The organism is Caballeronia sp. INML2 (assembly GCF_023631365.1).
Lineage (GTDB): Bacteria > Pseudomonadota > Gammaproteobacteria > Burkholderiales > Burkholderiaceae > Caballeronia > Caballeronia turbans.
This window is the reverse complement of sequence record NZ_JALQDH010000023.1, coordinates 302,785-328,531: the sequence shown is the minus strand read 5'-3', so window position 1 is coordinate 328,531 and position 25,747 is coordinate 302,785. Positions and strand designations below refer to the sequence as shown.

The 25,747-nt window shown below is 62.8% G+C and carries 28 protein-coding genes; 18 read left to right on the top strand and 10 right to left on the bottom strand.

The window, feature by feature from the left end:
- Positions 1-294: 294 nt before the first annotated feature.
- Positions 295-1,218 carry a histone deacetylase family protein gene (locus NCT32_RS10050; RefSeq protein WP_061120483.1) on the top strand — a complete coding sequence of 308 codons (924 nt, stop codon included), beginning with the start codon at positions 295-297 and terminating at the stop codon, positions 1,216-1,218.
- Here the strand turns inward: NCT32_RS10050 and NCT32_RS10045 are convergent.
- A complete protein-coding gene (locus tag NCT32_RS10045) occupies positions 1,215-2,099 on the bottom strand; it encodes an alpha/beta hydrolase (RefSeq protein ID WP_250476922.1) in 885 nt (294 codons plus the stop codon). The genes NCT32_RS10050 and NCT32_RS10045 overlap by 4 nt on opposite strands.
- 167 nt (positions 2,100-2,266) lie before the next feature.
- On the opposite strand from NCT32_RS10045, the gene NCT32_RS10040 reads away from it, so the two are divergent.
- The 6 genes from NCT32_RS10040 (at position 2,267) to NCT32_RS10015 (ending at position 8,541) form a co-directional block, all read left to right on the top strand.
- Positions 2,267-3,301, top strand: coding sequence for a methionine ABC transporter ATP-binding protein (locus tag NCT32_RS10040; RefSeq protein WP_250490132.1), 1,035 nt, complete (start codon positions 2,267-2,269; stop codon positions 3,299-3,301).
- Positions 3,291-3,944 (top strand): methionine ABC transporter permease, encoded by a 654-nt coding sequence (locus NCT32_RS10035; RefSeq protein WP_061120486.1) that lies wholly within the window; start codon positions 3,291-3,293, stop codon positions 3,942-3,944. Before NCT32_RS10040 ends, NCT32_RS10035 begins: the two co-directional genes overlap by 11 nt.
- Before the next feature lie 15 nt (positions 3,945-3,959).
- Positions 3,960-4,754, top strand: coding sequence for a MetQ/NlpA family ABC transporter substrate-binding protein (locus NCT32_RS10030; RefSeq protein ID WP_250490131.1), 795 nt, complete (start codon positions 3,960-3,962; stop codon positions 4,752-4,754).
- A 175-nt stretch (positions 4,755-4,929) separates the two neighbouring features.
- The gene (locus NCT32_RS10025) at positions 4,930-5,679 is read left to right on the top strand and encodes an electron transfer flavoprotein subunit beta/FixA family protein (protein ID WP_061120488.1); all 750 of its coding nucleotides are present in this window, start codon (positions 4,930-4,932) and stop codon (positions 5,677-5,679) included.
- Between the two features lie 22 nt (positions 5,680-5,701).
- On the top strand, positions 5,702-6,637 hold the full coding sequence (locus tag NCT32_RS10020) for an electron transfer flavoprotein subunit alpha/FixB family protein (protein WP_061120489.1): 936 nt from the start codon (positions 5,702-5,704) through the stop codon (positions 6,635-6,637).
- Positions 6,638-6,747: 110 nt separating this feature from the next.
- Positions 6,748-8,541: an acyl-CoA dehydrogenase gene (locus NCT32_RS10015; RefSeq protein ID WP_250490130.1), complete on the top strand. Its 1,794-nt coding sequence runs from the start codon at positions 6,748-6,750 to the stop codon at positions 8,539-8,541.
- A 60-nt stretch (positions 8,542-8,601) separates the two neighbouring features.
- Here the strand turns inward: NCT32_RS10015 and NCT32_RS10010 are convergent, their stop codons facing one another.
- Complete coding sequence (locus tag NCT32_RS10010) at positions 8,602-9,894, bottom strand: D-amino acid dehydrogenase (RefSeq protein WP_250490129.1); 1,293 nt, start codon at positions 9,892-9,894, stop codon at positions 8,602-8,604.
- 151 nt (positions 9,895-10,045) lie between these two features.
- Between NCT32_RS10010 and NCT32_RS10005 the strand changes: the two genes are divergently transcribed.
- The gene (locus tag NCT32_RS10005; protein ID WP_061120555.1) at positions 10,046-10,534 is read left to right on the top strand and encodes an Lrp/AsnC ligand binding domain-containing protein; all 489 of its coding nucleotides are present in this window, start codon (positions 10,046-10,048) and stop codon (positions 10,532-10,534) included.
- A 67-nt stretch (positions 10,535-10,601) separates the two neighbouring features.
- Positions 10,602-11,729, top strand: coding sequence for a PA0069 family radical SAM protein (locus NCT32_RS10000; protein WP_250490166.1), 1,128 nt, complete (start codon positions 10,602-10,604; stop codon positions 11,727-11,729).
- A 4-nt stretch (positions 11,730-11,733) separates the two neighbouring features.
- Here the strand turns inward: NCT32_RS10000 and NCT32_RS09995 are convergent, their stop codons facing one another.
- Positions 11,734-12,237 (bottom strand): TM2 domain-containing protein, encoded by a 504-nt coding sequence (locus NCT32_RS09995; protein ID WP_250490128.1) that lies wholly within the window; start codon positions 12,235-12,237, stop codon positions 11,734-11,736.
- A 239-nt stretch (positions 12,238-12,476) separates the two neighbouring features.
- On the opposite strand from NCT32_RS09995, the gene rpsP reads away from it, so the two are divergent.
- The 6 genes from rpsP to NCT32_RS09965 all read left to right on the top strand — a co-directional run bounded on the left by rpsP (position 12,477) and on the right by NCT32_RS09965 (position 16,690).
- Positions 12,477-12,731 carry a 30S ribosomal protein S16 gene (gene rpsP / locus NCT32_RS09990; protein WP_008342343.1) on the top strand — a complete coding sequence of 85 codons (255 nt, stop codon included), beginning with the start codon at positions 12,477-12,479 and terminating at the stop codon, positions 12,729-12,731.
- A gap of 54 nt (positions 12,732-12,785) precedes the next feature.
- A complete protein-coding gene (gene rimM, locus NCT32_RS09985; protein ID WP_250490127.1) occupies positions 12,786-13,508 on the top strand; it encodes a ribosome maturation factor RimM in 723 nt (240 codons plus the stop codon).
- A gap of 25 nt (positions 13,509-13,533) precedes the next feature.
- Positions 13,534-14,304: a tRNA (guanosine(37)-N1)-methyltransferase TrmD gene (gene trmD, locus NCT32_RS09980; RefSeq protein WP_250490126.1), complete on the top strand. Its 771-nt coding sequence runs from the start codon at positions 13,534-13,536 to the stop codon at positions 14,302-14,304.
- Between the two features lie 131 nt (positions 14,305-14,435).
- Positions 14,436-14,825 (top strand): 50S ribosomal protein L19, encoded by a 390-nt coding sequence (gene rplS, locus NCT32_RS09975; protein WP_061120495.1) that lies wholly within the window; start codon positions 14,436-14,438, stop codon positions 14,823-14,825.
- A 146-nt stretch (positions 14,826-14,971) separates the two neighbouring features.
- Positions 14,972-15,631: a CoA pyrophosphatase gene (locus NCT32_RS09970; protein WP_250490125.1), complete on the top strand. Its 660-nt coding sequence runs from the start codon at positions 14,972-14,974 to the stop codon at positions 15,629-15,631.
- Positions 15,632-15,751: 120 nt separating this feature from the next.
- Complete coding sequence (locus NCT32_RS09965) at positions 15,752-16,690, top strand: CobD/CbiB family protein (RefSeq protein ID WP_061120497.1); 939 nt, start codon at positions 15,752-15,754, stop codon at positions 16,688-16,690.
- A 6-nt stretch (positions 16,691-16,696) separates the two neighbouring features.
- On the opposite strand, the gene NCT32_RS09960 is transcribed toward NCT32_RS09965, so the two are convergent.
- Genes NCT32_RS09960 through NCT32_RS09950 form a run of 3 tightly spaced genes read right to left on the bottom strand, consistent with a single transcriptional unit; the run spans position 16,697 to position 19,208 of the window.
- The gene (locus tag NCT32_RS09960) at positions 16,697-17,020 is read right to left on the bottom strand and encodes a DUF2007 domain-containing protein (RefSeq protein ID WP_061120498.1); all 324 of its coding nucleotides are present in this window, start codon (positions 17,018-17,020) and stop codon (positions 16,697-16,699) included.
- Complete coding sequence (rsgA, locus tag NCT32_RS09955; RefSeq protein ID WP_061120499.1) at positions 17,017-17,943, bottom strand: ribosome small subunit-dependent GTPase A; 927 nt, start codon at positions 17,941-17,943, stop codon at positions 17,017-17,019. The genes NCT32_RS09960 and rsgA overlap by 4 nt, the downstream gene beginning before the upstream one ends.
- Positions 17,940-19,208, bottom strand: a complete 1,269-nt coding sequence (locus NCT32_RS09950) for a M48 family metallopeptidase (RefSeq protein ID WP_061120500.1) — start codon at positions 19,206-19,208, stop codon at positions 17,940-17,942. Before NCT32_RS09950 ends, rsgA begins: the two co-directional genes overlap by 4 nt.
- A 132-nt stretch (positions 19,209-19,340) precedes the next feature.
- Here NCT32_RS09950 and orn point away from each other — a divergent pair, with 132 nt between their 5' ends.
- Positions 19,341-19,949 (top strand): oligoribonuclease, encoded by a 609-nt coding sequence (gene orn, locus NCT32_RS09945; protein WP_061120557.1) that lies wholly within the window; start codon positions 19,341-19,343, stop codon positions 19,947-19,949.
- Here the strand turns inward: orn and mog are convergent.
- Together mog and yjgA are read right to left on the bottom strand one after the other, a co-directional pair.
- On the bottom strand, positions 19,946-20,566 hold the full coding sequence (gene mog / locus NCT32_RS09940) for a molybdopterin adenylyltransferase (RefSeq protein WP_061120501.1): 621 nt from the start codon (positions 20,564-20,566) through the stop codon (positions 19,946-19,948). The two genes, orn and mog, sit on opposite strands and share 4 nt — an antisense overlap.
- Positions 20,550-21,161: a ribosome biogenesis factor YjgA gene (gene yjgA, locus NCT32_RS09935; protein WP_061120502.1), complete on the bottom strand. Its 612-nt coding sequence runs from the start codon at positions 21,159-21,161 to the stop codon at positions 20,550-20,552. The genes mog and yjgA overlap by 17 nt, the downstream gene beginning before the upstream one ends.
- A gap of 214 nt (positions 21,162-21,375) precedes the next feature.
- Between yjgA and pmbA the strand changes: the two genes are divergently transcribed.
- Positions 21,376-22,746: a metalloprotease PmbA gene (gene pmbA, locus NCT32_RS09930; RefSeq protein WP_061120503.1), complete on the top strand. Its 1,371-nt coding sequence runs from the start codon at positions 21,376-21,378 to the stop codon at positions 22,744-22,746.
- Positions 22,747-22,796: 50 nt separating this feature from the next.
- Here pmbA and NCT32_RS09925 read toward each other — a convergent pair whose 3' ends face one another.
- Positions 22,797-23,294, bottom strand: coding sequence for a dihydrofolate reductase (locus NCT32_RS09925; protein WP_061120504.1), 498 nt, complete (start codon positions 23,292-23,294; stop codon positions 22,797-22,799).
- Between the two features lie 101 nt (positions 23,295-23,395).
- Complete coding sequence (locus tag NCT32_RS09920; RefSeq protein WP_250490124.1) at positions 23,396-23,836, bottom strand: hypothetical protein; 441 nt, start codon at positions 23,834-23,836, stop codon at positions 23,396-23,398.
- A gap of 413 nt (positions 23,837-24,249) precedes the next feature.
- Here NCT32_RS09920 and NCT32_RS09915 point away from each other — a divergent pair, with 413 nt between their 5' ends.
- On the top strand, positions 24,250-25,629 hold the full coding sequence (locus NCT32_RS09915; RefSeq protein WP_035503252.1) for a sigma-54 dependent transcriptional regulator: 1,380 nt from the start codon (positions 24,250-24,252) through the stop codon (positions 25,627-25,629).
- Positions 25,630-25,747 lie beyond the last annotated feature (118 nt).

Here is a 25,747-nt window from a genome sequence, read left to right as displayed (position 1 = left end):
GGGCGATGCCTGATGCGCGAGCGGCCAGAACGTCTGTGAGGGTGAATCCATGCGAAACGCTCTGCAACGATTCTTAACGGAACGCAACGGCCTGCAACATGCTGCGCGCAAGCGCTCGCCCGGCAAGGCGTCGGGGCAGTATAACCGACGCTTCGCGCCCGGACTGCCCGTATGCCCGGGCGACGGCGGACGCGCCAAACGGTGTGGTAACTTAACGTCAAATGCGCGGCACGTGGTCGCGTATGACGAAAAAACACGAGACAAGAGCCGACGAAAGCGGCATTGCGAGACATCATGGCCACCGGCTTCTACTCCCACCCCGACTGCCTCCGGCACGACAACGGCCAATGGCATCCCGAATGTCCGGCGCGGTTGCAGGCGATCGAGGATCAACTGATCGCGAGCCGGATCGATTCGCTCATCGAGCGCGAGGAAGCGCCGCTCGCCGAGGAAACCGAACTCGCACGCGTGCACACGCAGGCGCACATCGACTACATCAAGAGCCGCACGCCGGAGTCGGGGAGAAGCGAACTCGATCCGGATACGTCGATGTGCCCCGAGTCCTATCGTGCCGCGTTGCGCGCTGCGGGCGCGGCGATCGCGGCCACCGATGCCGTAATCGAAGGACGTTACGACAACGCGTTCTGCAGCGTGCGCCCGCCGGGCCATCACGCGGAGCCCGCGCGCGCGATGGGCTTCTGCCTCTTCAACAACGTCGCGATCGCCGCGCGTCATGCGCTCGAAGTGCACGGACTGCAGCGGGTCGCGATCGTCGATTTCGACGTGCATCACGGCAACGGCACCGAGGCCGCGTTCAGCGGCGACTCGCGCGTGCTCATGTGCAGCTTCTTCCAGCACCCGTTCTATCCTTTCAGCGGCGCCGATAATCACGCGCCGAACATGGTCAACGTGCCGCTGCCCGCGCGCACGAAGGGCATGGAGGTGCGTGAAGTCGTCGACCTGTTGTGGCTGCCGCGGCTCGAGGATTTCAAGCCGCAGATGATCTTCTTCTCCGCCGGCTTCGACGCGCATCGCGAAGACGACATGGGCAACATGGGTCTTGTCGAGGACGATTACGCGTGGATCACCGAGCAGATTCGCGCGGTGGCGAAGCGTCACGCGCAGGGGCGCATCGTGAGCTGTCTCGAAGGCGGCTACAACCTGTCGGCGCTCGGACGCAGCGTCGTCGCGCATCTGCGAGTACTCGCGGAAATCTAGCCGGGTGCGTGCGTGCGCGCGTAGTCGGCGCGCACCAGAATCCAGTCGATGAGCTCGCGGATCACGCGCTCGCGGTCGAGATCGTTGAGCGTTTCGTGGGCGCTGCCTTGGTGGATCGCGAGCGTGCTGTCCGTCGATCCTGCGTTCGCTTCGAATTCGCGGCTGCCGGCAGGATCGCAGATCGCGTCGGCGCTGCCGTGGAAGACGAGAAGCGGCAGTGTGATGTCGCGGCGTTTCGTCGCCAGGCGCTCCATCGCGGCGAGAATCTGCGCGGCGGTGCGCGCCGGGACCGCGCCGTGAAGCACGAGCGGATCGCGCTTGTACGCTTCGACGACGCCCGGCGCACGCGAAAGCAGCGCCGGGTCAATGCTGAACGCGGCAAGGCGCGGCGCCACGGTCCCGACGATGCGGGACAATTTCGCCCTCCAGCGAGGCGTGCCTGCGCCAATCTTCAATGCCGGACTCGACAGAATCAATCCGGCCAGTTTTCTCTCCCGCGCGCGTTCTGCGGCATAGAGCGCCGCGACCGTGCCGCCCATGCTGTGGCCCATCAGAAAAAGGGGCGTGGCGACGGGCGGCGTCGCGGCGCACGCTTCGAGCAACACGTCGGCATCGCGCAGATAGTCAGTGAACACGCGCACCCACGCCCGATCGCCTGACGACTTCCCATGCCCACGCAGATCGATTGCGATCAGTTCGATGCCCGCCGCGTTCAACGCGATCGCGAGCGCGTCGTAGCGTCCCGCGTGCTCGCCGAGGCCGTGAACGAGCGCGACGCGCGCCCTGAGTTCGACCTCCGGCGCGGGCTGCCAGCGATGCAGGAACAGTTCCACGCCGTTGCGCGTCGTGACGGCGCTCGTCGAATAAACGTTCCGGGACATGGGCTGTAAATATCTCCGTGTTATTAGCCGATCTGAAATCATTATTAAACAGAATGTAACGCGTCCGGTAAAATCTCGGGCGACTACACAGCTACGAGTACAAACAGGCGGCGGCCGGCGGCGCGGGTGCGTTTCACCCGGCGAGCCTTCCGCCGTTTGCATTTTTCATGATCGAAATACGCAATCTCTCGCAACGCTTCGCGGGGCCCCGGGGCTGGGTCGAAGCGCTGCACAACGTCAATATGACGATTCCCGCCGGCGAAGTGTTCGGCATCATCGGGCGCAGCGGCGCGGGCAAGAGCACGCTGGTGCGCACCATCAATCTGCTGACGCGGCCGAGCGAAGGCAACGTGATCGTCGACGGACGCGATCTCACGACGCTCGGCAAGGACGATCTGCGTGCGGCGCGCCGCAACATCGGCATGATTTTTCAGCACTTCAATTTGCTGAGCTCGCGCACGGTGTACGACAACGTCGCGTTGCCGCTCGAGCTTGCCGGCAAGAAGCGCGCGGAGATCGAGGCGGCCGTTTTGCCGCTGCTCGATCTCGTCGGCCTCACGACGCACAAGGACAAATACCCCGCGCAGATCAGCGGCGGGCAGAAGCAGCGCGTGGGCATCGCGCGGGCGCTCGCGAGCAAGCCGCAAGTGCTGCTGTCGGACGAAGCCACGTCCGCGCTCGATCCGGAAACCACGCGCGCGATTCTCGATCTGCTGCGCAAGATCAATCGCGAGCTGGGTCTCACGATCGTGCTCATCACGCATCAGATGGAAGTGATCAAGCAGGTGTGCGATCGCGTCGCGGTGCTCGACGCGGGCCGCGTGGTGGAAGAAGGCAAGGTCGTCGATGTCTTCATGCAGCCGCACCACGAAGTCACGCGCGCGCTGATCGGCGATGTAATCGCGCACGAGTTGCCGCCCGCGTTGAAGGCGCGCGTCATCGAACGTCTTAAGACGGGTAGCGGCCATTTGCTGCGGCTCGCGTTCACCGGCTCGGGCGTCGATCAGCCGATTCTCTCGGAGACGATCCGCCGCTACGAGCTCGATTTCAACATCCTGCACGGCCAGATCGATGAAATTCAGGGGCAGGCGTTCGGCTCGCTCGCGGTGCTCGCGGGCGGCCAGCCGGTGAAGATCGCGGAGGCGATCGAGTATTTGCGTTCTCAAGGTGTCGTCGTGGAGGAGTTGTCCCATGTTGAGTGAAATGTTCGACATGTTCGTGCAGTCGTTCTGGGAAACGCTGATCATGGTCGGCATCTCGGGACTCGTGGGCGCGGCCGTTGGCCTGCCGCTCGGCGTGCTGCTCTATCTGACCGATCGCGATGGCGTGTTGCAGAACATCGGCGTGAATCGCGTGCTCGGCGGCGTCGTCAATGCGGTGCGCTCGACGCCCTTCATCATTCTGCTCGTTGCGGTGATTCCGTTCACGCGCCTCGTCGTCGGCTCGTCGATCGGCACCGCGGCCGCTGTCGTGCCGTTGACCATCGCCGCTGCGCCATTCATCGCGCGGCTCGTCGAGACCGCGCTGCGCGAAGTGGATCGCGGTCTCATCGAAGCCGCCCAGGCGATGGGCGCGACCACCCGCCAGATCGTCTTCAAGGTGCTGTTGCCGGAGTCGCTGCCGGGTGTCGTCGCGGGGCTCACCATCACGTTCGTGTCGCTCGTCGGCTATTCGGCGATGGCGGGCGCGATCGGCGGCGGCGGTCTCGGCGATCTCGGCATCCGCTATGGCTATCAGCGCTTCCTGCCCGAAGTGATGATCACCGTCGTCGTTATCCTCATCGTGTTCGTGCAACTCGTGCAATCGTTCGGCGACTGGCTCGTTCGCCGTCTCAGCCATAAATAATCACTCAAGAAAATCATGCAACGTCGATTCGTTTTGAAGTTCGCCGCCGCGCTTCTGGGCGCAACGCTGTTCAACGGTGTCGCGCACGCCGAGGACGCCATCAAGATGGGCGTGACCGGCGGCCCGCACGCGCAGATCATGGACGTGGTGAAGCAGGTCGCCGCGAAGAACGGGCTCAAGATCACCGTCGTCGAATTCTCCGACTACGTGCAGCCGAACGCCGCGCTCGCCGCCGGCGACCTCGATGCGAACAGCTATCAGCATCTGCCGTATCTCGACGCGCAGGTGAAGGATCGCGGCTACAAGCTCATCAGGGTCGCCGATACCGTGACGTTCCCGATGGGCATCTACTCGAAGAAGCTGAAATCGCTGCCGGCGCTCGGCGATGGCGCGCGCATCGCGGTGCCGAACGATCCGACCAACGGCGGGCGTGCATTGTTGCTGCTGCAAAAGCAAGGCCTGATCAAGCTGCGCGCGGACGCAGGCCTGAAGGCGACGCCGCTCGATATCGTCGAGAATCCGAAGAAGCTGAAGATCGTCGAACTCGACGCGGCTCAGATTCCGCGCTCGCTCGACGACGTCGACGCCGCCGCCATCAACACGAATTTCGCGATGGAAGCCGGGCTGAAGCCGAAGTCGGACGCGATCGCCATCGAAGATCCGCATGGGCCGTACGTGAACATCATCGCGATCCGCGCGGCCGACAAGGACAAGCCGTGGGTCGCCAAGCTGATCGCCGCTTATCATTCGCCGGAGGTGAAGCAGTTCGTCGAAGGCAAGTACGCAGGGGCGGTAATCACGGCCTGGTAATCGTTTTCATGGCGATCTTCGGGTTTTTGTGGATGGAAATAGAACGATCGTTCGATAAAATTCAGCCCATACCTATTGCATGACGACTCAACCCGCCCGATTCCGCGGGGGCTAGTCAGCGCGTCGCTCGTATAATGACGCTGGGTTGACGTAATCGTAACTTTGGAGCGTGTGCATGAAAATTCTGGTGCCAGTCAAGCGCGTGGTCGACTACAACGTGAAGGTCCGGGTGAAGTCGGATAACACGGGCGTCGATATCGCCAACGTGAAGATGTCGATGAACCCCTTCGACGAGATCGCCGTTGAGGAAGCGGTGCGTCTGAAGGAAGCGGGTGTCGCGACGGAAGTGATCGCCGTATCGTGCGGCGTGACGCAGTGTCAGGAGACGCTGCGTACGGCGCTGGCCATCGGCGCGGATCGCGCGATTCTCGTCGAATCCGCTGATGAACTGCAGCCGCTGGCGGTGGCGAAGATCCTGAAGGCGCTGGTCGATCAGGAGAAGCCCGAGCTCGTCATTCTCGGCAAGCAGGCAATCGATGACGATTCAAACCAGACCGGTCAGATGCTGGCCGCGCTCGCGGGTCTGCCGCAGGCGACGTTCGCATCGAAAGTCGTAGTCGCGGATGGCAAGGCAACGGTGTCGCGTGAAGTCGATGGCGGTGCTGAGACGCTTTCGCTGAAGCTGCCCGCTGTAGTCACGACCGATCTGCGCCTGAACGAGCCGCGCTATGTGACGCTGCCGAACATCATGAAGGCGAAGAAGAAGCCGCTGACGACGGTGAAGCCCGCTGATCTGGGCGTCGATGTCGCGCCGCGTCTGAAGACGCTGAAGGTCGTCGAGCCGCCCAAGCGCAGCGCAGGCATCACGGTGCCCGACGTGAAGACGCTGGTCGAGAAGCTCAAGACCGAAGCCAAGGTGCTTTGATCGACACACACGCGGAGAAAACATGACGATTCTGGTAATTGCGGAACACGATAACGCGTCGATCAAGGCAGCGACGCTGAACACCGTTGCGGCGGCGGCGAAGATTGGCGGCGATGTGCATGTGCTGGTTGCAGGCTCGAATGCGCAAGGCGCGGCGGATGCAGCGGCAAAGATCGCGGGCGTCAGCAAAGTGCTGCTCGCCGATGCGCCTCAACTCGCCGAAGGCCTGGCAGAAAACGTCGAAGCGACGGTGCTGAATATCGCGAAGGACTATTCGCACATTCTGGCGCCCGCGACGGCTTACGGTAAGAACATCGCGCCGCGCATCGCTGCGCATCTGGATGTCGCGCAAATCAGCGATATCACCGCGGTCGATAGCGCCGACACGTTCGAGCGTCCGATCTATGCGGGCAATGCGATTGCAACGGTGCAATCGGGCGATCCGATCAAGGTGATCACGGTGCGCGCGACGGGTTTCGATCCGGTCGCGGCAGAAGGCGGCAATGCTGCGGTTGAAAAGATCGAAGCCGCAGCCGATGCAGGCATCTCGCAGTTCGTGAGCCGCGAAGTGACGAAGCTCGACCGTCCGGAACTGACGAGCGCGCACATCATCGTGTCGGGCGGACGTGGTCTGGGCAGCGGCGAGAACTACACGAAGACGCTGGAGCCGCTCGCCGACAAGCTCAACGCGGCGCTGGGCGCATCGCGCGCGGCCGTCGATGCTGGCTATGTGCCGAACGACTATCAAGTGGGCCAGACCGGCAAGATCGTCGCGCCGCAACTGTATGTGGCCGTCGGCATCTCGGGCGCGATTCAGCATCTCGCGGGCATGAAGGACTCGAAGGTCATCGTTGCGATCAACAAAGACCCCGAAGCGCCGATCTTCAGCGTGGCCGACTACGGTCTCGTCGGCGATCTGTTTTCGGTCGTGCCGGAACTGGTGAAAGAGCTCGGCTAAACCGCGCCGTGTGAGTCGAACACTCGCCACAGAGAAAAAGAAAGGGCGCGACAAAACGTTGCGCCCTTTTTTTTCGCACCGAAGTATTTGTAAAAAAAGGAGACAAGACGATGAGCTACAGCGCCCCGGTCAAGGACATGCTGTTCGTCATGAAGGAACTGGCGGGTATAGACAGCATCGCCGCGCTGCCTGGTCACGAGGACGCGGGCTTCGACACGGCACAGGCCGTCGTCGAGGAAGCCGCGCGTTTTTGCAGCGAAGTCCTCGCGCCGCTGAACGTCGCCGGTGACCGCACGCCGAGCGCATGGGCGAACGGCGAAGTCACGACGACGCCCGGCTTCAAGGGCGCGTTCCGTCAGTTCGCGGAAGGCGGCTGGCAAGGTGTCGTCCATCCGGCGGAGTTCGGGGGCCAGGGCTTGCCGAAGCTCATCGCGACGCCGTGCATCGAGGCGCTCAACTCGGCCAATCTCTCCTTCGCGCTCTGTCCGCTGCTCACCGACGGCGCGATCGAAGCGGTCCTCACGGCAGGCAGCGACGAACAGAAGGCGCGCTTCCTGCCGAAGTTCATCTCCGGCGAATGGACCGGCACGATGAACCTCACGGAGCCGCAAGCGGGCTCCGATCTCGCGCTCGTGCGCACGCGCGCCGAGCCGCAGGGCGACGGCACGTACAAGGTCTTCGGCACGAAGATCTTCATTACTTACGGCGAGCACGATATGGCGAAGAACATCGTGCACCTCGTGCTCGCGCGCACGCCCGACGCGCCCGAAGGCGTGAAAGGCATTTCGCTCTTTCTCGTGCCGAAATTTCTCGTCAACGACGACGACGGCTCGCTCGGCGCGCGCAACGACGTGCATTGCGTGTCGATCGAACACAAGCTCGGCATCAAGGCCAGCCCGACCGCCGTGCTGCAATACGGCGATCACGGCGGCGCGACCGGCTATCTGATCGGCGACGAGAATCGCGGTCTCGAATACATGTTCATCATGATGAACGCGGCGCGTTTCGCCGTCGGCATGCAAGGCGTCGCGATCGCCGAGCGCGCGTATCAGCAGGCGGTCGCGTACGCGAAAGAGCGGGTGCAGAGCCGTCCCGTCGATGGCAGCGCGAAGGAGTCCGTGACGATCATCCATCATCCCGATGTGCGCCGCATGCTCTCGACCATGCGCGCCTACACCGAAGGCGCCCGGGCGCTCGCGTATGTCGCGGCGGCGCATAGCGATCTCGCGCACGGTTACACCGACGACGACGCGAAGGAGAGCCACCAGGCGATCTACGAATATCTCGTGCCGATTGTGAAGGGCTTCAGTACGGAGATGTCCGTCGAGGTCGCGAGCCTCGGCGTGCAGGTGCACGGCGGCATGGGCTTCATCGAGGAGACGGGCGCGGCGCAGCATTATCGCGATGCGCGCATCCTGCCGATCTATGAAGGCACGACGGCGATTCAGGCGAACGATCTCGTCGGCCGCAAGACCGTGCGCGACGGCGGCGCGACGGCGCAGGCGCTGCTCGCGAAGATCGATCAGACCATCGCGGCGCTCGCCGAGCGAGACGGACAGCCGTTCAGGTCGATGCATCGGCATTTGAGCGCGGGAAGTCTGTCGCTCGCGCGCGCAATCGAGTTCATCATCGCAAAGTTCAAGAGCGATCCGAATGCCGTCTTCGCGGGCAGCGTGCCGTATCTGCGGCTCGCGGGCATCGTGCTGGCGGGATGGCAGATGGCGCGAGCGATGCTCGTCGCTCATGCGAAGCGCGCGGAGGACGAGCGTTTCCATGGCGCGAAGATCGCGACGGCGGAATTCTTCGCCGAGCACATTCTGTCGCTCGCGCCGGGGATCGAGGCGTCGATCATCAGCGCGAACGGCAGTGAAGGCGTGCTCGCGCTGAGCGAAGATCAGTTCTGAAAACGAGAAGGGCGCCTTCGTCGAAACGAAGGCGCCCTTGACTTTCCTGCGATAGAAGAATTACGCGTTCGCGTATCCCGGACGCGTCTTCACGCCGACATCGCCGAAATAACGATGCACGGAGAGATCGTCGGCACGGATGGCGGGCTGCTTGCCCGACATCAGATCCGCCAGCAACTGGCCCGAGCCGCACGACATCGTCCAGCCGAGCGTGCCGTGACCGGTATTGAGGAACAGGTTCGGCACCGGCGTGCGGCCGACGATCGGCGTGCCGTCCGGCGTCATCGGGCGCAGGCCGGTCCAGAAGGTGGCGCTCGCGGTGTCGCCGCCGCCCGGGAACAGGTCGTTCACGCACATTTCGAGCGTTTCGCGACGCGCCTGCTTCAGCTTCTTGTCATAGCCGACGATTTCCGCCATGCCGCCCACGCGGATGCGGTCGTCGAAACGCGTGATCGCGATCTTGTACGTTTCGTCCAGCACCGTCGAGACCGGCGCGCGTTCGGCATCGACGATGGGCGCGGTGATCGAGTAACCCTTCAACGGATAGACCGGGATCTTCACGAGATCGCCGAGCAGCTTCGGCGAATAGGAGCCGAGCGCGACGACATATGAATCTGCCGTCACCAGTTCCTTGCCGCACTGCACGCCGGCGATACGGCCGTTGCTGACGGTAAGCGCGTCGATCGACGTGTTGTAGCGGAACTTGACGCCGAGCGCTTCGGCCATCGCGGCGAGGCGCGTCGTGAACATCTGGCAGTCGCCCGTCTCGTCGTTCGGCAGGCGCAGGCCGCCAGTCAACTTGTGCGAAACCGCCGCGAGAGCGGGTTCCGCCTTCTTGAGCTCATCTGCCGTAAGCAGTTCGAACGGCACGTTCGCGTCCTTCAGCACAGAGATGTCCTTGCCCGCGCCATCGAATTGCTGTTGCGTGCGGAACAGTTGCAACGTGCCGCCGGTGCGGCCTTCGTAGTGAATACCGGTGTCGGCGCGCAGCGCCTGGAGGCAGTCGCGACTGTATTCGGCGAGACGCACCATCCGGCCCTTGTTGACCGTGTAGCGATCTTGCGTGCAGTTGCGCAGCATTTGCCACATCCACTGCAACTGGTTCATCGTGCCGTCGAGGCGAATCCCGAGCGGCGCGTGCTTTTCGAACATCCACTTGACGGCTTTGAGCGGGACGCCCGGCGCGGCCCACGGCGATGCGTACCCCGGGGAGATCTGACCTGCGTTCGCGAAACTCGTTTCGAGCGCGGGTACGGCTTCGCGGTCGATGACCGTGACTTCGTGGCCGGCGCGAGCAAGGTAGTAGGCGCTCGTGACACCGACGACGCCGCTTCCGAGAATAACGATTCGCATGTGATCTCCATCCAGATTCGATGAACTTCCGCATGCGCGTGCTTTAAGGCGATCGACGCGACAAACCGAAGCTCGTATAGTGTTATCGACTATGGTATGGACTTCGAGGCAGTTTTAGTTATTGTATTTGGTCGATTTTCAGGAAAAACCAATGCGCACACAGCGAAATCCCGTCCGCGCCCTCGACAAGCTCGATCACAAGATTTTGAACATCCTTCAGGAGGACGGCCGCATCGCGATGAAGGATCTGGCGGAGCGCGTCGGGCTGTCGGTGACGCCTTGCATCGAGCGTGTGAAGCGCATGGAGCGTGATGGCGTGATCATGGGCTACTACGCGCGCGTGAATCCGACCGAGTTGGGCGCGGCGCTGCTCGTATTCGTCGAGATCACGCTCGATCACAAGAGCGGCAACATGTTCGAGCAATTCCGCCGCGAAGTTCAGAAGATTCCCGAAGTGCTCGAGTGCCACCTCGTGTCAGGCGATTTCGACTATCTGATCAAGGCGCGCATCGGCGAGATGGCCGACTATCGCAAGCTGCTCGGCGACATCCTGTTGCAGTTGCCGGGCGCGGTGCAGTCAAAAAGTTACGTGGTGATGGAGGAGATCAAGGAGACGCTGAAGATCCTGGTCGAAACGTGATTTTTTGCTTGCGACGATGACTCGATACTGTATATTTATACAGTATCAATGGATGGACTTCGTCGCAATGTCATCGCCCGATCGTGAGTATCCCGTCGCGCCGCCCGCTCCGCTCAAGGGGCGCGGGGCGGTCACGAACGTTCAGGGGCGTTTCGAGAAGGACGAGCGCGAACGCGTAGACGACGGCTGGGCGCACACCGCCGATCCAGAGGACCAAGGCGCACCACCGCTGCGCACCCAGATTTTTGAAGAGCGCGCGAAAAGCATTCTCACGCGCAACAGCTCGCCGGACATCCCGTTCTCCGTTTCGCTCAATCCCTATCGCGGCTGCGAGCACGGCTGTATCTATTGTTTTGCGCGCCCTACGCACAGCTATCTTGGTTTATCGCCGGGACTCGATTTCGAAAGCAGGATCTACGCGAAGGTCAACGCGCCCGAATTGCTCGAGCGCGAACTGGCGAAGCCGACCTACGAAGCCGAGCCAATAGCGCTGGGCGTCAACACGGACGCGTATCAACCCGTCGAGCGCGATCTGCAGCTCACGCGGCGGGTCATCCAGGTGCTGCACGATTGCGGGCATCCTTTCGCGGCGATCACGAAGAATTCGCTGATCGAACGCGACATCGACCTGCTCGCGCCCATGGCCGTGCGCGCTCAGGTGATGGCGGCGATCACCATTACGACCCTCGACGCCGATATCGCGCGAACGCTCGAACCACGCGCCGCGACGCCAGCACGGCGTCTTCGCACGATCCGGACGCTCGCCGAGGCGGGCATTCCGGTAGGCGTGAGCATCGCACCGGTCATCCCGTTCGTGACTGAGCCGGACATGGAGCGTGTTTTGGAGGCGTGCGCCGAGGCGGGGGCGACGAGCGCGAGTTACATCGTGCTGCGTCTGCCGTGGGAAGTTGCGCCGCTTTTCAAGGACTGGCTCGCCGCGCATTTCCCCGATCGCGCGGATCGCGTGATGAGCCGCGTGCGCGATATGCGCGGCGGCAAGGACTACGACTCGAACTTTTCGACGCGAATGAAAGGCGAGGGCCTGTGGGCCGACATGCTCAAGCAGCGTTTTCAAAAGGCGACGAAGCGACTCGGCCTGAACGCGCGGCAGCGCGGCATTCTCGACATGTCCGAGTTCCAGCGGCCCGCGAAGAAAGCAGCGGCGCCGTCCAGCCCGCAGCTCGACTTGTTCTGACGTTTTATTGCGACAGCGTTTTCGCCGCCTCGACCTGACTTTCGAAGTACGTCTGGAACGTGAGCGCGAGACCGGTCATCAGCAGGAACGCGCCGATCAGGAGCGAAAAAATCACGACGAAAATGACCGTCCAGCCGGAGCGGCTACTGCGGCCGGTGTGCGCGTTGAACTGCGCATCCCATTTGGCGTCGGGGCGCAGGCCGTAGACGATCGCGGAGAGAAAGGCGGCGAGCAGCGATATCGCGCCCGGGAACGCCAGCACCCAGCCGAGAAGCGAAGTGCGCTCCGTCTGCGCGAGCAGCAGGTAGCCGAACGCACCCAGAATGATGCCGGCGATATGCGCGCAGCCGTACTTGTCGCGCATTCCATACAGATAGAAGCGGTGCAGGCCGATGGAACCGAACAGAAACGCGAGCGCGGCGGTCAGCGTCTTCGAACGAAAATACGATGGAACCTGCTTGCTGGCCGGCTGCGAGCCGGCTTGCGTGGCGACGGACGAGGAAGTCATCAGCGAAAGCGGTGATAGAAAGAATCGGACGTCGCTTCAAGCGGACGCGGTCAGCCATTTTACGCCGACGCGTGTCCGCGCCACCAATCGCACGTCGCCGCGTCAATGTAAGACTCGCTGGAACGGTCCCCAATCCGCCGTGCATCCAAAAAATGCGTTAAGTGTTTGTTGACGCTCCGGATTACAGCTATAATCGCCTGTTCTCGTTGTTCCGAACCCCGGTTTTCAAGGATTTCAGCATGGTCATCATCCGCTTGGCTCGTGGCGGCTCGAAGAAGCGCCCGTTCTACAACATCGTTGCAACTGACTCGCGTAGCCGCCGTGATGGCCGCTTCATCGAGCGCGTCGGTTTCTACAACCCGGTCGCGACCAAGGGCGAATCGCTGCGCATCGCTCAGGATCGCCTGACGTACTGGCAAGGCGTTGGCGCACAACTGTCGCCGACCGTCGAGCGTCTCGTCAAGCAAGCTCAGCAAGCCCAGCCGGCTGCTTAAGCTCGCTTGGTCGACGCTGTAACAGCCGCTCGAAACCTGCCCAAGGATTCGTCGATGCCCACGCGCGATTTTGAATCCGGCCGCGCGTCGGAAGGTATCGGTCGAGCCAAGCCGGGGCAAGATGAAGGTTCCGCCACGTTTGGCGCGTTCGTCCGCAAGCCGGGCGCGCGCCGCGTGGCGGTCGATCTTTCGAGCACGAAGATGCCGGAAGGCGGAATCGAGCCGGTCGAAGCTTTGCCTGAGGACGCCGTCGAACTCGGTTTCATCGCCGATGCATACGGTCTAAAAGGCTGGGTCAAGATCGTGCCGCACGCGAACGGCAAGCAGGGCGGCGACGCGCTGCTGAGCGCCAGGCGCTGGTGGCTCGCAAAAGGCCGCGATTACAAGTCCGCCCGTTGTCTGCAGTCGAAAGTGCACGCCGATACGATCGTCGCGCGCTTCGCCGGCTGTGATGACCGCGATACGGCACTTGCGCTGAAAGGTCACACGGTGAATATCGCGCGCAGTGATTTCCCGAAGCTCGACAGCGAAGACGAATTTTACTGGGTCGATCTGATCGGCCTGGACGTCGAAAATGAAGCGGGCGTGGCTTTGGGCCGCGTTACCGATCTGATCGACAACGGCGCGCATTCCATCCTGCGGATCGAGTATCCGGGCATCGACAAGGATGGCCAGCCCGTCACCGGCGAGCGGCTGATTCCGTTCGTCGGCGTGTATGTGAAGACGGTGGACCGGGCGGCGAAGCGCATCGTCGTCGACTGGGACGCCGACTATTGAACATCGTCACGTTACGGAGAGAGCGATGCAGTTCGATGTCGTGACGCTCTTTCCCGAGATGTTTCGCGCACTGACCGACTGGGGCATCACCAGCCGCGCGGTGAAGCAGGAGCGGTTCGGTCTGCGGACGTGGAATCCTCGCGATTTCACCACGGACAACTACCGCACCGTCGACGATCGCCCTTACGGCGGCGGCCCTGGCATGGTGATGCTGGCGCGCCCGCTGGAAGAAGCGATCCATGCGGCCAAGGCTGCGCAGCGCGAGCAGGGCATTGTGTCGACGCGCGTCGTGATGATGTCGCCGCAAGGTGCGAAGCTGGACCACGAACGCGTAATGCGGTTTGCGCAGGAGCCGGGTCTCGTGTTGCTGTGCGGCCGTTATGAAGCGATCGACCAGCGTTTGATCGATCGTGAAGTGGACGAAGAAGTGAGCCTCGGCGACTTCGTGCTGTCCGGCGGAGAGCTCCCCGCGATGGCGCTGATGGACGCCGTGGTGCGCCAGTTGCCCGGGGTGCTGAACGACGCGCAGTCGGCGGTGCAGGACAGTTTCGTAGACGTATTGCTCGACTGTCCACACTACACGCGTCCCGAAGAGTACGAAGGCGTGCGTGTTCCCGATGTGCTGCTCGGCGGTCATCACAAGGAAATCGACGCCTGGCGCAGGCGCGAAGCACTACGCAACACATTCAACAAGCGTCCCGATCTGATCGGGCGCGCGCGTGAAAGCAAGATGTTGAGCCGTGCCGACGAGGCATGGCTCGCAGAACTCGCAAAGGAAGCGTCGAAATCTGCATAGATTTCGGGCGGACGAGCGGGAAAATGGGGGCGCTGGCTAATAATCGGCGCCTGAAGCAAACCCATCCTCTACCGGGGCCTGACGCAAATACAAGGCACGCAACTTCGGCAAGATGGCACAAGGAGTCAGTAATGAATCTGATTGAACAACTCGAGAAAGAAGAGATCGCACGCGTTCTGGGCGAGAAGAGCATCCCCGACTTCGCGCCGGGCGATACCGTCGTCGTCAACGTGAACGTGGTCGAAGGCACGCGGAAGCGTGTCCAGGCTTACGAAGGCGTCGTCATCGCCAAGCGTAACCGTGGCCTGAACTCGAACTTCATCGTTCGCAAGATTTCGTCGGGCGAAGGCGTCGAGCGTACGTTCCAGACCTACTCGCCGCTGCTCGCGAGCATCGTCGTGAAGCGCCGTGGTGATGTTCGCCGCGCTAAGCTTTACTACCTGCGTGAGCGTTCGGGCAAGTCGGCTCGAATCAAGGAAAAGCTGGTCTTCAAAGACAAGACTGCTGCTTCCGCAGAGTAAGTCGCCGGCGAAGCGTAGTACGGAAAAAAGCACCCCATGTGGGTGCTTTTTTCTTTGGTGTGTTCAAATTGAGGCTTCGACAGCCCAGTTCTCGACCCGTGTCCACCGGAAAGACTTCGACTCCCCGCATCCTCGAACCCGAAAAGATGCCCGTCCTCTCGACGGGGGAGACACTCCCGCCCATCCCGCCAGAGCGCCTCACGCCGGAAGGCTTGCGCGCGCGTTTCACGATGGATCACGACTGGACGCAGGAAGAGCGCGAGCAGCGCATCAAGGCAATCGGCGGCGATCCGCGTGTGGCTTCCGTGCTGGTGCCGCTCGTCGTGCGCGACGGCGGCTTGACCGTGCTCCTGACGCAGCGGGCCGATCATCTGTCGGATCACGCCGGGCAAATCAGCTTTCCGGGCGGGCGCCGTGAGCCCGAAGACGCCGATGCCGCCGCCACGGCGCTGCGCGAAGCCCACGAAGAAGTCGGCTTGAGCGCGGAACATTGCGAGATCATCGGGGCGATGCCCGAGTATCTGACGGGCACGGGTTTCAAGGTGACGCCCGTCGTTGCGCTGGTGTATCCGCCGTTCTCGCTGAAGGCCGATACGCGCGAAGTCGCCGACATCTTCGAAGTGCCGCTCGCGTGGCTCATGAATCCGGCGAATCACGAAGTGCGTGTCTTTCGATGGGAAGGCGGCGAGCGTCGTTTTTTTGCCATGCCGTATACACCGGGTGAAAGAAAGGCTCCTCATTTCATCTGGGGCGCAACGGCCGGCATGTTGCGCAATTTTTATCGCTTCCTCGCGGCTCGCGCGTGATGGCGCACGAAGTCCGCGCGCCGGCCGTGCCTCGCGCAATTACTCGGCGCGCTAAAGCGGTCAGGCGCTGTGCTATCGTTACGCGAAACTCGAACTAATCCGACTGTTTCGGCGCTGCGCATGACTTTTTTCTCCGTATTGCTGGCCCTCATCATTGAGCAAGTGCGCGCTTTATCGCCGCACAATCCGATTTCGGCGTTGCTCCAATATCATGCGGAATCCACCGCGCACGGCTTCGATGCCGGCAAGGAGAAGCACGGCATCGTCGCGTGGCTGGTCGTCGTGTTGCCGTGGACGCTCGTCGTCGGGCTCGTTTATTACGTGCTGTACCGGATCAACTTCGTTCTGGCTTTTCTGTGGAACGTGGTCATCGTGTACTTCACGCTCGGCTTCCGGCAGTTCAGCCACTATTTCACCGATATCCACCTCGCGCTCAACAACGACGACGTGCCGCGCGCGCGCGAAGTACTGAAGGAATGGACCGGCCTCGACACGATCGACATGCCCGTCAGCGAAATCGTGCGGCATACGCTGGTTCACGCGGTGGTGGCGTCGCATCGGCACGTGTTCGGCGTGTTCTTCTGGTTTCTGATTCCGATCGGCCCGGCGGGCGCGGTGCTGTATCGCATCGCCGAATATCTGGCGCGCGCGTGGTCGAAGCCGAATCCGGAGCGCACCGCCGAGTTTTCGTCGTTCGCGCAGCGCGCGTTCTTTTTTATCGATTGGGTGCCCGCTCGTCTGACCGCGCTCGGCTTTGCGATCGTCGGGAATTTCGAGGATGCGATCTACGCCTGGCGCAATCACGCGCGGCAGTGGCCGGACGCGAACGAAGGTGTGTTGCTTGCGGCGGGCAGCGGCGCCCTGGGCGCGCGTCTCGCGGGTCCGCTGGCGGAGCCGCTTTCAGTCGAAGCGCTTGCCGTGGGCGATGCGAGCCCGCTGCCCGTCGGCGACGACTGCACCCCGCGCACGCTGCAATCGGCCGTCGGCCTGGTGTGGCGCGCGGTGATTCTGTGGATGCTCTTGCTGCTGATGCTGACCATCGCCGTGTGGCTGGCGTAACCCTATTCAGTCGTCGAGAGGATCGCGCGCCATCTGGCAATTCCAGCACACGGTGAATTGCGGCTCCAGCCATTCGCCGCACTGCTTGCATCTCCAGGGCCGGGCGTTCGCGTCCGGCCCTTTTCTTGCGCGCTCCAGAAGGCGCAAGGCCAATGCTTCGTCGCGATCGTCGACGATCCATATTTCCGGCGCGCACTGATCTGCCGGAATCTCTCCCATCGCGCCGTTGAGATAGCGGTTGTGCAACTCGCACGGCACGCCCGCCGTCGTCAGCACGTTCACCCAATGCTGCGCCGTGATCAGGTTGGGGGCGCGCGTGAGTCGCTTCATCGAACGATCTGGCTGGCTTCGTGGACGAGTTGTGCGTAGAGCGCGTGACGCTCGGGGCGGATCTTGCCGGCGTCGACAGCTTCGAGCACCGCGCAGCCCGGCTCGTGCAGATGGTGGCAGTTGTAGAAGCGGCAATGCCCGAGATAGGGCCGGAAATCCGCGAAGGCGCGCTCGAGCTGGCCTTCGGACAGATGGTGCAGGCCGAACTCCTGAAAGCCCGGCGAATCGATGAGCGAGCCGCCGCCGGGCAACTCGTACAGACGCGTGAACGTGGTCGTGTGGCGGCCGCTGTTGAGCGCCGATGAAATCTCGCGCGTGGCGGCGTCGGCGTCGGGAACGAGCAGGTTCACGAGCGTCGATTTGCCCATGCCTGACTGGCCGAGCAGGATCGTCGAGCGGTCTTTCAGACGGCTGTCGAGTTGCGGATGGACGTCGCCGGGCGCCATCTTCGCCGACAGCTCGATGACGGCATAACCGAGTTCGCGATACGGCGCGAGCCGTTCGCGCGCGAGCGGGACCGCGTGTTCGACGTCGATCTTGTTGAGCACGATGAGCGACTCGAGTCCGTGCGCCTCAGCCGCGATCAACGCGCGTCCGAGCAGGTCCTCGCTGAAATGCGGCTCTGTCGCGAGCACGATCAGCAGTTGATCGAGATTCGCGGCGAAGAGCTTCGACTTGAACTGGTCCGACCGGTAGAGCAGATTGCGCCGCTCGCCGATCTCGACGATCACGCCCTGATCCGCCGACGATTGCTCGTAGATCACGCGATCGCCGACCGCCACTTCGCTTTTCTTGCCGCGCGGAAAGCACTGAAGCATCGCGCCGCCGTCTTCCGGCGTCACCAGATAATGGCGTCCGTGCGCCGCGATCACCGTGCCTTCGAGGCGCGCGCCCACGCTCGGACGCTTGAACCCGCGCGTCATGCGGCGTGCTGCATCAGGCGGTCGATGCGCTGCGAGGCGGGCGGATGCGAGTAGTAGAACGCGGTGTAGATGGGGTCGGGCGTGAGTGTCGACGCGTTGTCCTCGTAGAGCTTCACGAGCGCGTTCACGAGATCCTTCGGATCGGTCTGGCTGGCGGCGAAGGCATCGGCTTCGAACTCGTTCTTGCGCGAAGTCAGGCTGCCGAGCGGCGTGATGAAGAACATGAACACCGGCAGCACGAGCATGAAGAGCACGAGCGCGAGGCCGTTGTTGCTGCCGACGAGCGATGGCCGCACACCCAGGCCCTCGTAGAACCACGTCGTCTGAATGAGCCAGCCGAGCAGCGCGAGCATCGCGAGGCTGATGCCGAACATGACGATCATCAGCTTCAGCACGTGACGGCGCTTGAAATGGCCGAGCTCGTGCGCGAGCACCGCTTCGATCTCGCTGCCGGAAAGGCGCGCGAGCAGGGTATCGAAGAAAACGATGCGCTTCGCCGCGCCGAAGCCGGTGAAGTACGCGTTGCCGTGCGCGGAACGGCGGCTGCCGTCCATCACGAACAGACCCTTCGCAGCGAAGCCCGTGCGCGACATCAGATTCGTGATGCGCGCGACGAGCGCCTCGTCCTTCAGCGGCTCGAACTTGTTGAAAAGCGGGGCGATGAAGGTCGGATAGATGATCATCGCGAGCAACTGAAACGCGACCCATACCATCCACGTCCACAGCCACCAGAACGTGCCGGCGCGGTCCATCAGCCAGAGCGTGAGCAGCAGAAGCGGCGCGCCGATCACGACCGCGAGCACCGTGCCCTTCACGAGATCGACGAAAAAGAGTTTCTTCGACATGCGGTTGAAGCCGAACTTTTCTTCGATCACGAAATGGCGGATGTAATCGAACGGCAAGTCGATGATGCTCGTGATCGCCACCACCGACGCCACCAGCGCGATCTGCCCGAGATAGCCGCGGCCGAGCCAGTCCGAAATCGCGAGATCGAGCGCCTGAACCCCGCCGAGCAGCGTAAGCGCGACGAGCACGACCGCGCTCGTGACGACCTCGATCATCGTGAGGCGCGTGCGCTCGACGGTGTAATCCGCGGCGCGCTGATGCGCGGCGAGCGGGATCGTGCCGGAGAATTGCGACGGGACGCCGTTGCGGTGCGCGGCGACGTGGCGAATCTGACGCGACGCGAGCCAGAGCTTGGTCGAGACCATCGCGACCAGGGCGACGACGAAGATCGTCGAGAAAGCGAGAGTGAGGTTGGTCATCCGGGACTTCCGATTGAACTATGCGAGAATTATAGGTTCTAGGCCGTGCCGACGCGCAGTGTTCGAACTCGACATCCCGCAATGGATCAGATAGCGCGCGGGCACGGCGTTTTCATCTCTCAGGCCGCTTTCATGACCGACATCTCCGCCACCCCCGAATCAGACAACAACGCTCTCGTGCGCAGCGACATGAACCTCGTGTGGCTCGACATGGAGATGACCGGTCTCGATCCGGACAACGATCGCATTATCGAGATCGCGGTGGTCGTCACGAATTCGACGCTCGACAGGCTGGTGGAAGGACCGGTGCTCGCGATTCATCAGACGGACGAGGCGCTCGGCCGCATGGACGAATGGAATCGCAACACGCACGGCCGCTCGGGGCTGACCGAACGAGTCAAGGTGTCGACCGTCGATGAAGCAGAAGCCACGCGCCAGATCCGCGATTTTCTCGGCCAGTACGTGCCGCCCGGCAAGTCGCCGATGTGCGGCAACTCGATTTGCCAGGACCGCCGCTTCATGGCGCGTTGGATGCCCGAGCTCGAGACGTTCTTCCACTACCGCAATCTCGATGTCAGCACCTTGAAGGAACTGTGCCGCCGCTGGCAGCCGGCGATCTACAAGGGCTTCCAGAAGCGCGCGATGCATACCGCGCTCGCCGATATCCACGAGTCCATCGACGAACTCAAGTACTACCGCGAGCATTTCCTGATTCCGTCGGCGCCTGCCGCCGCGTCTTAATTTTTCGGCGGGCGGATCGCGTTTTTCGGGCGGAACGCGGCAACCACGTCGGGCCGCGTTTCCACGTAGGGTCCGCCGATCAGGTCGATGCAGTACGGCACGGCCGCGAAAATGCCCGGCACTTTCTGCTTGCCGTCCGCGTTTTTCAATCCTTCGAGCGTTTCGCGGATCGACTTCGGCTGTCCCGGCAGATTGATGATCAGCGCGGCGTGATCTCCAGTCTCGCGGATCACCGCGACTTGCCGCGAAAGAATGGCCGTCGGCACGAAATTCAGGCTGATCTGGCGCATTTGCTCGCCGAAGCCGGGCATCGGCTTCGTGGCGACGGCGAGCGTCGCCTCGGGCGTCACATCGCGGCGCGAGGGGCCGGTGCCGCCCGTCGTGAGCACCAGGTCGCAGCCGTGTGTATCGACGAGTTCGACGAGCGTCGCGGAAATGGTCGCGGCATCGTCCTGGATCAGGCGCGTTTCGGCGCGAAAGGGCGTCGTGAGCGCCTCCGCGAGCCACGCCTGCAACGACGGCAAGCCCTTGTCCTCGTAGACGCCTTGCGACGCGCGATCGCTGATCGACACGAGCCCGACGATCAACTCGTCCGGGTGATTACGCTTCGGTTTCATCACGATCGTCCTCATCGCCTTCGATGTCTTCGTCGTCTTCCGCCCCCGACGCGTTCTTGATCCACTGGAAGAGCTCGCGGTAATAGCGCGGCGGCTTTTGCTGCTCGCGCTCCTTGCGCGCGTTGCGGATCAGCGTACGGCCTTCCTGCGGATCGACGCCCGGATGATTGCGGATGAATTCGGTGAGCGCGGCGTCGTCGGCGAGTAGCTGTTCGCGCGTGCGCTCGATCCAGTGCAGCCGCGCGGTTTCGGACTTGTTCACGCCGCGGTGCGTATCGAGCGCCGTGCGCAGCGCGGCGACCTCGTCTTCGGTCAGCGAGCGCATGACCTTGCCGACGTACTGCAACTGGCGGCGCTTGCCTTCGTGGTCGGTGATGCGGCGCGCCTCGCGCACGGCGTCGTCGAGATGCTCGGGCATCGGCATGCGTTTGAGCGCGTCTTTGGGCAGTGCGATAAGCGCCTCGCCCAGTTCCTGCAGCGCGTGCATTTCGCGCTTGAGCTGGGATTTGCTCGGCCGGTCGTAGCCGTTTTCGTCGATCTCGCGCTCGTCGTCGCGGCCGGAATCGATCGGTTGAATGCGGGTTTTACGGTTCATCCCGACATTGTAGCTTGCGTGCGCACCATGCCTGAACCTCGCGTACGGCTCTGCGACAAAGCTCGGCGGGTGAATGCACGCCGTCCTTGCTATGATCGCGTGATAGGCCATTTCCGTCGCCCGATGCCCGATTGCGTGCGCATCCGGCCGGGAATTCCGAAGCAACCACGACATGCGCGGGCGCACGCCGCCCGACTTCCAAAGGCAACCAAAAATGGCAGCAGACATGGACGTCAAGCAACGCTACTTCCCGCATACGCAGGACGAACTGAAGGAGATTGCCTCCGACATCCTGCGTTACGCGAAGGAACTCGGCGCGAGCGATGCCGCCACCGAGATCTCCGAAGGCGACGGCCTGTCAGTGAGCGTGCGGCGCGGCGAAGTCGAGACGATCGAGCACAATCGCGACAAGATGGTCGGTGTGACCGTATTCATCGGCAAGAAGCGCGGCAACGCGAGCACCGCCGACTTCACGCGCGACGCACTGCGCGACACGGTCGCCGCTGCATACAACATCGCGCGCTTCACGGCTGAGGACAGCGCGGCGGGGCTCGCCGAAGCCGAACTGCTCGAGAAGGCGCCGCAGGACCTCGATCTCTATCACCCGTGGGACATCGATGCGGAAGAAGCCGCCGAGATCGCGCGCCGCGCGGAAGCCGCCGCGTTCGCCGTCGACAAGCGCGTGACCAACTCGGAAGGCGCGAGCGTCTCCGCGCAGCATTCGCAGTTCGTGCTCGCGACCTCGCGCGGCTTCATGGCGGGCTATCCGTACTCGCGGCATTACATCGCGTGCGCGCCGATCGCGGCAGCGGGCCGCGACATGCAGCGCGACGACTGGTACACGTCGAGGCGCGACGCGGCCGGTCTCGCCGACCCCGAAGCGGTGGGACGTTACGCCGCCGAGCGCGCGCTCGCGCGCCTCGGCGCGAAGAGTCTCGACACGCGCAAGTGCCGCGTGCTCTTCGAGGCGCCGCTCGCGGCGGGCATCCTCGGCGCGTTCGTGCAGGCGGTCAGCGGCGGCGCGCTGTATCGCAAGACCACGTTCCTCGTCGACAGCCTCGGCAAGCCGGTGTTCGCGCCGCATATCCAGATCGTCGAGGATCCGCATCTGAAGGGCGGCATGGGCAGCGCGCCGTTCGACGAGGAAGGCGTGCGCACGCAGCGTCGCAGTGTGGTCGAAGATGGCGTCGTGCAGGGCTATTTCCTGTCGACGTACTCGGCGCGCAAGCTCGGCATGCAGACGACCGGCAATGCCGGCGGCTCGCACAATCTGACGATGAAGAGCACGCACACGAAACCCGAAGACGACTTCGAAGCGATGCTGAAGAAGCTCGGCACCGGTCTGCTGCTGACTGAGCTGATGGGCCAGGGCGTGAACTACGTGACGGGCGATTACTCGCGCGGCGCGTCGGGCTTTTGGGTCGAGAACGGCAAGATCGTGCACGCCGTGGAGGAAATCACCGTCGCGAGCACGTTGCAGGAGATGTTCCGTCACATCGAAGCGATCGGCGCGGACACCGTGGTGCGCGGCACGAAGGAAATTGGCTCGGTGCTGATCGAACGGATGACGATCGCGGGACAGTGAACCGCATTCGTCAAAAGACGAAGGCTCCGGAGAGCGTCCGGAGCCTTTTTTCATTCGGAAGCGGCGATGCGCTCGTAGGTCACGAACGCAAACGCGAAATCGTTCGGCGCCGCCGCGCGATGCGGCTCACGGGACACTTCGCGCCACAGTTCCGGATCGGGCGCGGGAAAGCGCGTGTCGCCGTCGAAATCGGCGTCGATCTCGGTGACGATCATCTTGTCCGCGCGCCCGATGGCATCGCGATACAACTGCGCGCCGCCGATCAGAAACGCTTCCTTCGCCGGCTCGAGCGCGAGCGCCGCTTCGAGGCTCGTCACGACGTCGCAACCCTCGTAGTGGCGCGTGGCATCGCGCGATATGACGATATTGCGCCGCCCCGGCAACGGCCGGCCGATCGATTCATGCGTCTTGCGGCCCATGATGATGGGCGCGCCCATAGTCGTGCGCTTGAAGAATGCGAGGTCCTCGGGCAGGCGCCAGGGCAGTTGGTTGTCGCGTCCGATCACGCCATTGCGCGCGCGGGCGACGATCAGGGTCAGCGTCGTCATGTGAAGGAGGTCGAGGCAAAGCGGCGCGCGGGCCGCGCCGTCGGGGCCTCGATTCTAACCGACACGTCCGGCCATATTCGGGATCGAAGCGTCGCGCGGACTCACGTCTCGGGCGAATCGTCGGCGAGCGATGGCACGTAAGCAGGAGCCGGCGCGATCTCGTCCCAGAGCGTCACGCTGACGCCTGAGCCCGGCGGGCGAATGGCGCACTGGCGCATGCCGTCCGATTCGTCCGCGTCTTCACGGTTTTGTTGCGCGTCGCTTGTTTCCTCGCGCCGGAATGAACTTTCGAGTGCCATCGTAACGACATAACCCAAGGTAACTATTTCCGGTATTGAATCATCCGGAAATAAAGTAATCGTCTGGCCGGTATAAACGATTAACCTGAAGTGAATGCAGGAGAAATATGGAACGCTCGTTCTGTAGACAGTATTTCTTACCTTCCGGCAGTGGGGAAGAGGAGCGAATTGCGTGCCATCGGTCAGAAAGCTTTGCCACGCAACGAACGGCGATAATGAGACGCAGACACATTGAGGAAACATGGGTGAAAACGTTTCACGGCTGAAACATGAAGGCAGAAAAACATGAAGTTCTCGCGAAATCGGTATAAGATTTTGTCGTATTAAATTGTGCGCAAAGTTTTTAATAATCGTGTGAGAAATTCTTGTGAGGCCCGTCCTGTCAAGCTTTTGTGGCTAATCCGGCGGCTCTCGCGATATTTGTTTTCGGGGTTTCTGGGTTATAGTAGTCTCTCAAAAACGGCACAGAATCAGACATAAAGGGTTTCGTGGAAGAGTGCGTGGTGTGTCGCGCTATGGCCCGGGGGCGTCGTAACGAATGGCAAGTCCCTCCCCAGACGTTTGCGAGAAACGTGCGAGGGCAGCGAAGTCTGCGATGTAGTGCGAGCCTGAACTACGTGACCTTTTCAACGAATGTTGAACAAAGGATCTGAATAATGGACGTCGCTCGGCGGCAACTCATCTATGTGACTCGCGATCCAAGCGAGACGCTGTGTGCGCGATTCGAGGAGCGCGGCTGGCATATCGAAATCGTCGCGAGCGCGCGAGACACGCGCAAGGCACTGCGTAGCGATCTGGCGACCGGCGGGCTGCTGGATTTGTCGAGTCATTTCGAATCGCATGAACTGGCGGCGTTCGAATCGTCGCTGACGATGACCAACGTGGGCTGGGTCGCGGCCACCGTTGCCGGACAACTCGAAGACGCCGCCGTGCGGCGCCTGATTCGCGACTATTGCTTCGATTACGTGACGCTGCCGACGTCGAACGACCGCATCGTCGATTCCGTCGGTCACGCGTATGGCATGGTTTCGCTGCACGACGCCGCGTCGCACGATGCGCGCAGCGAGGGCCGCGCCGAGGGCGAAATGGTCGGTTCGTGCGACGCGATGCTCGCGCTCTTCCGTTCCATCCGAAAAGTCGCGATGACCGACGCGCCCGTCTTCATTTCGGGCGAATCCGGCACCGGCAAGGAGTTGACGGCCGTCGCCATCCACGAGCGTTCCGCGCGTCGCGATCAGCCGTTCGTCGCCATCAACTGCGGCGCGATTCCGGCGCATCTGCTGCAATCGGAGCTCTTCGGCTACGAACGCGGCGCGTTCACGGGCGCGAATCAGCGCAAGATCGGCCGTGTCGAAGCGGCCAACGGCGGCACGCTGTTCCTCGATGAAATCGGCGATCTGCCGCTCGAAAGTCAGGCGAGCCTGTTGCGCTTCCTGCAGGAACGCAAGGTGGAGCGCCTGGGGGGTCACGGCTCGACGCCGGTGGATGTGCGCATCATCTCGGCGACGCACGTCGACATGCAGACCGCGATGATCGAAGGGCGTTTCCGCGCGGACTTGTATCACCGCCTGTGCGTGCTGCAGATCGACGAGCCGCCGCTGCGCGCGCGCGGCAAGGACATCGAACTGCTCGCGAAGCATATGCTCGACCGATTCAAGAAGGACGCGAGCCGGCGCCTGCGCGGATTTTCGCCCGATGCGATCGCCGCGATTCACAACTACGGCTGGCCGGGCAACGTGCGCGAACTGATCAACCGCGTGCGGCGTGCGATCGTGATGTCGGAAGGGCGGCAGATCACCGCCCGCGATCTCGAACTCGGCGAGTACGTCGAAGTGGCGCCGGTTTCGCTCGCGCAGGCGCGTGAAGCGGCCGAGCGGCAGGCGATCGAACTCGCGCTCCTGCGCCATCGCGGACGCCTCGGCGACGCGGCGCACGAACTGGGGATCTCGCGCGTGACGTTGTATCGCCTGTTGAGCGCGCATGGGATGCGTCACATCGAGGTCGATGCGCCGTCAGAGCACGCTACGCGCGGCTGACGGCAAGTAGCCGCGATCCACCCCCGGACGGGCGCTTCCAGGCGCCCGTTTTTTCGTGCCGCTGCATTGAGCGCCGGCCCCCGTCGCTTGGTAAAATCCGTCTTTACGCCTTCCGTTC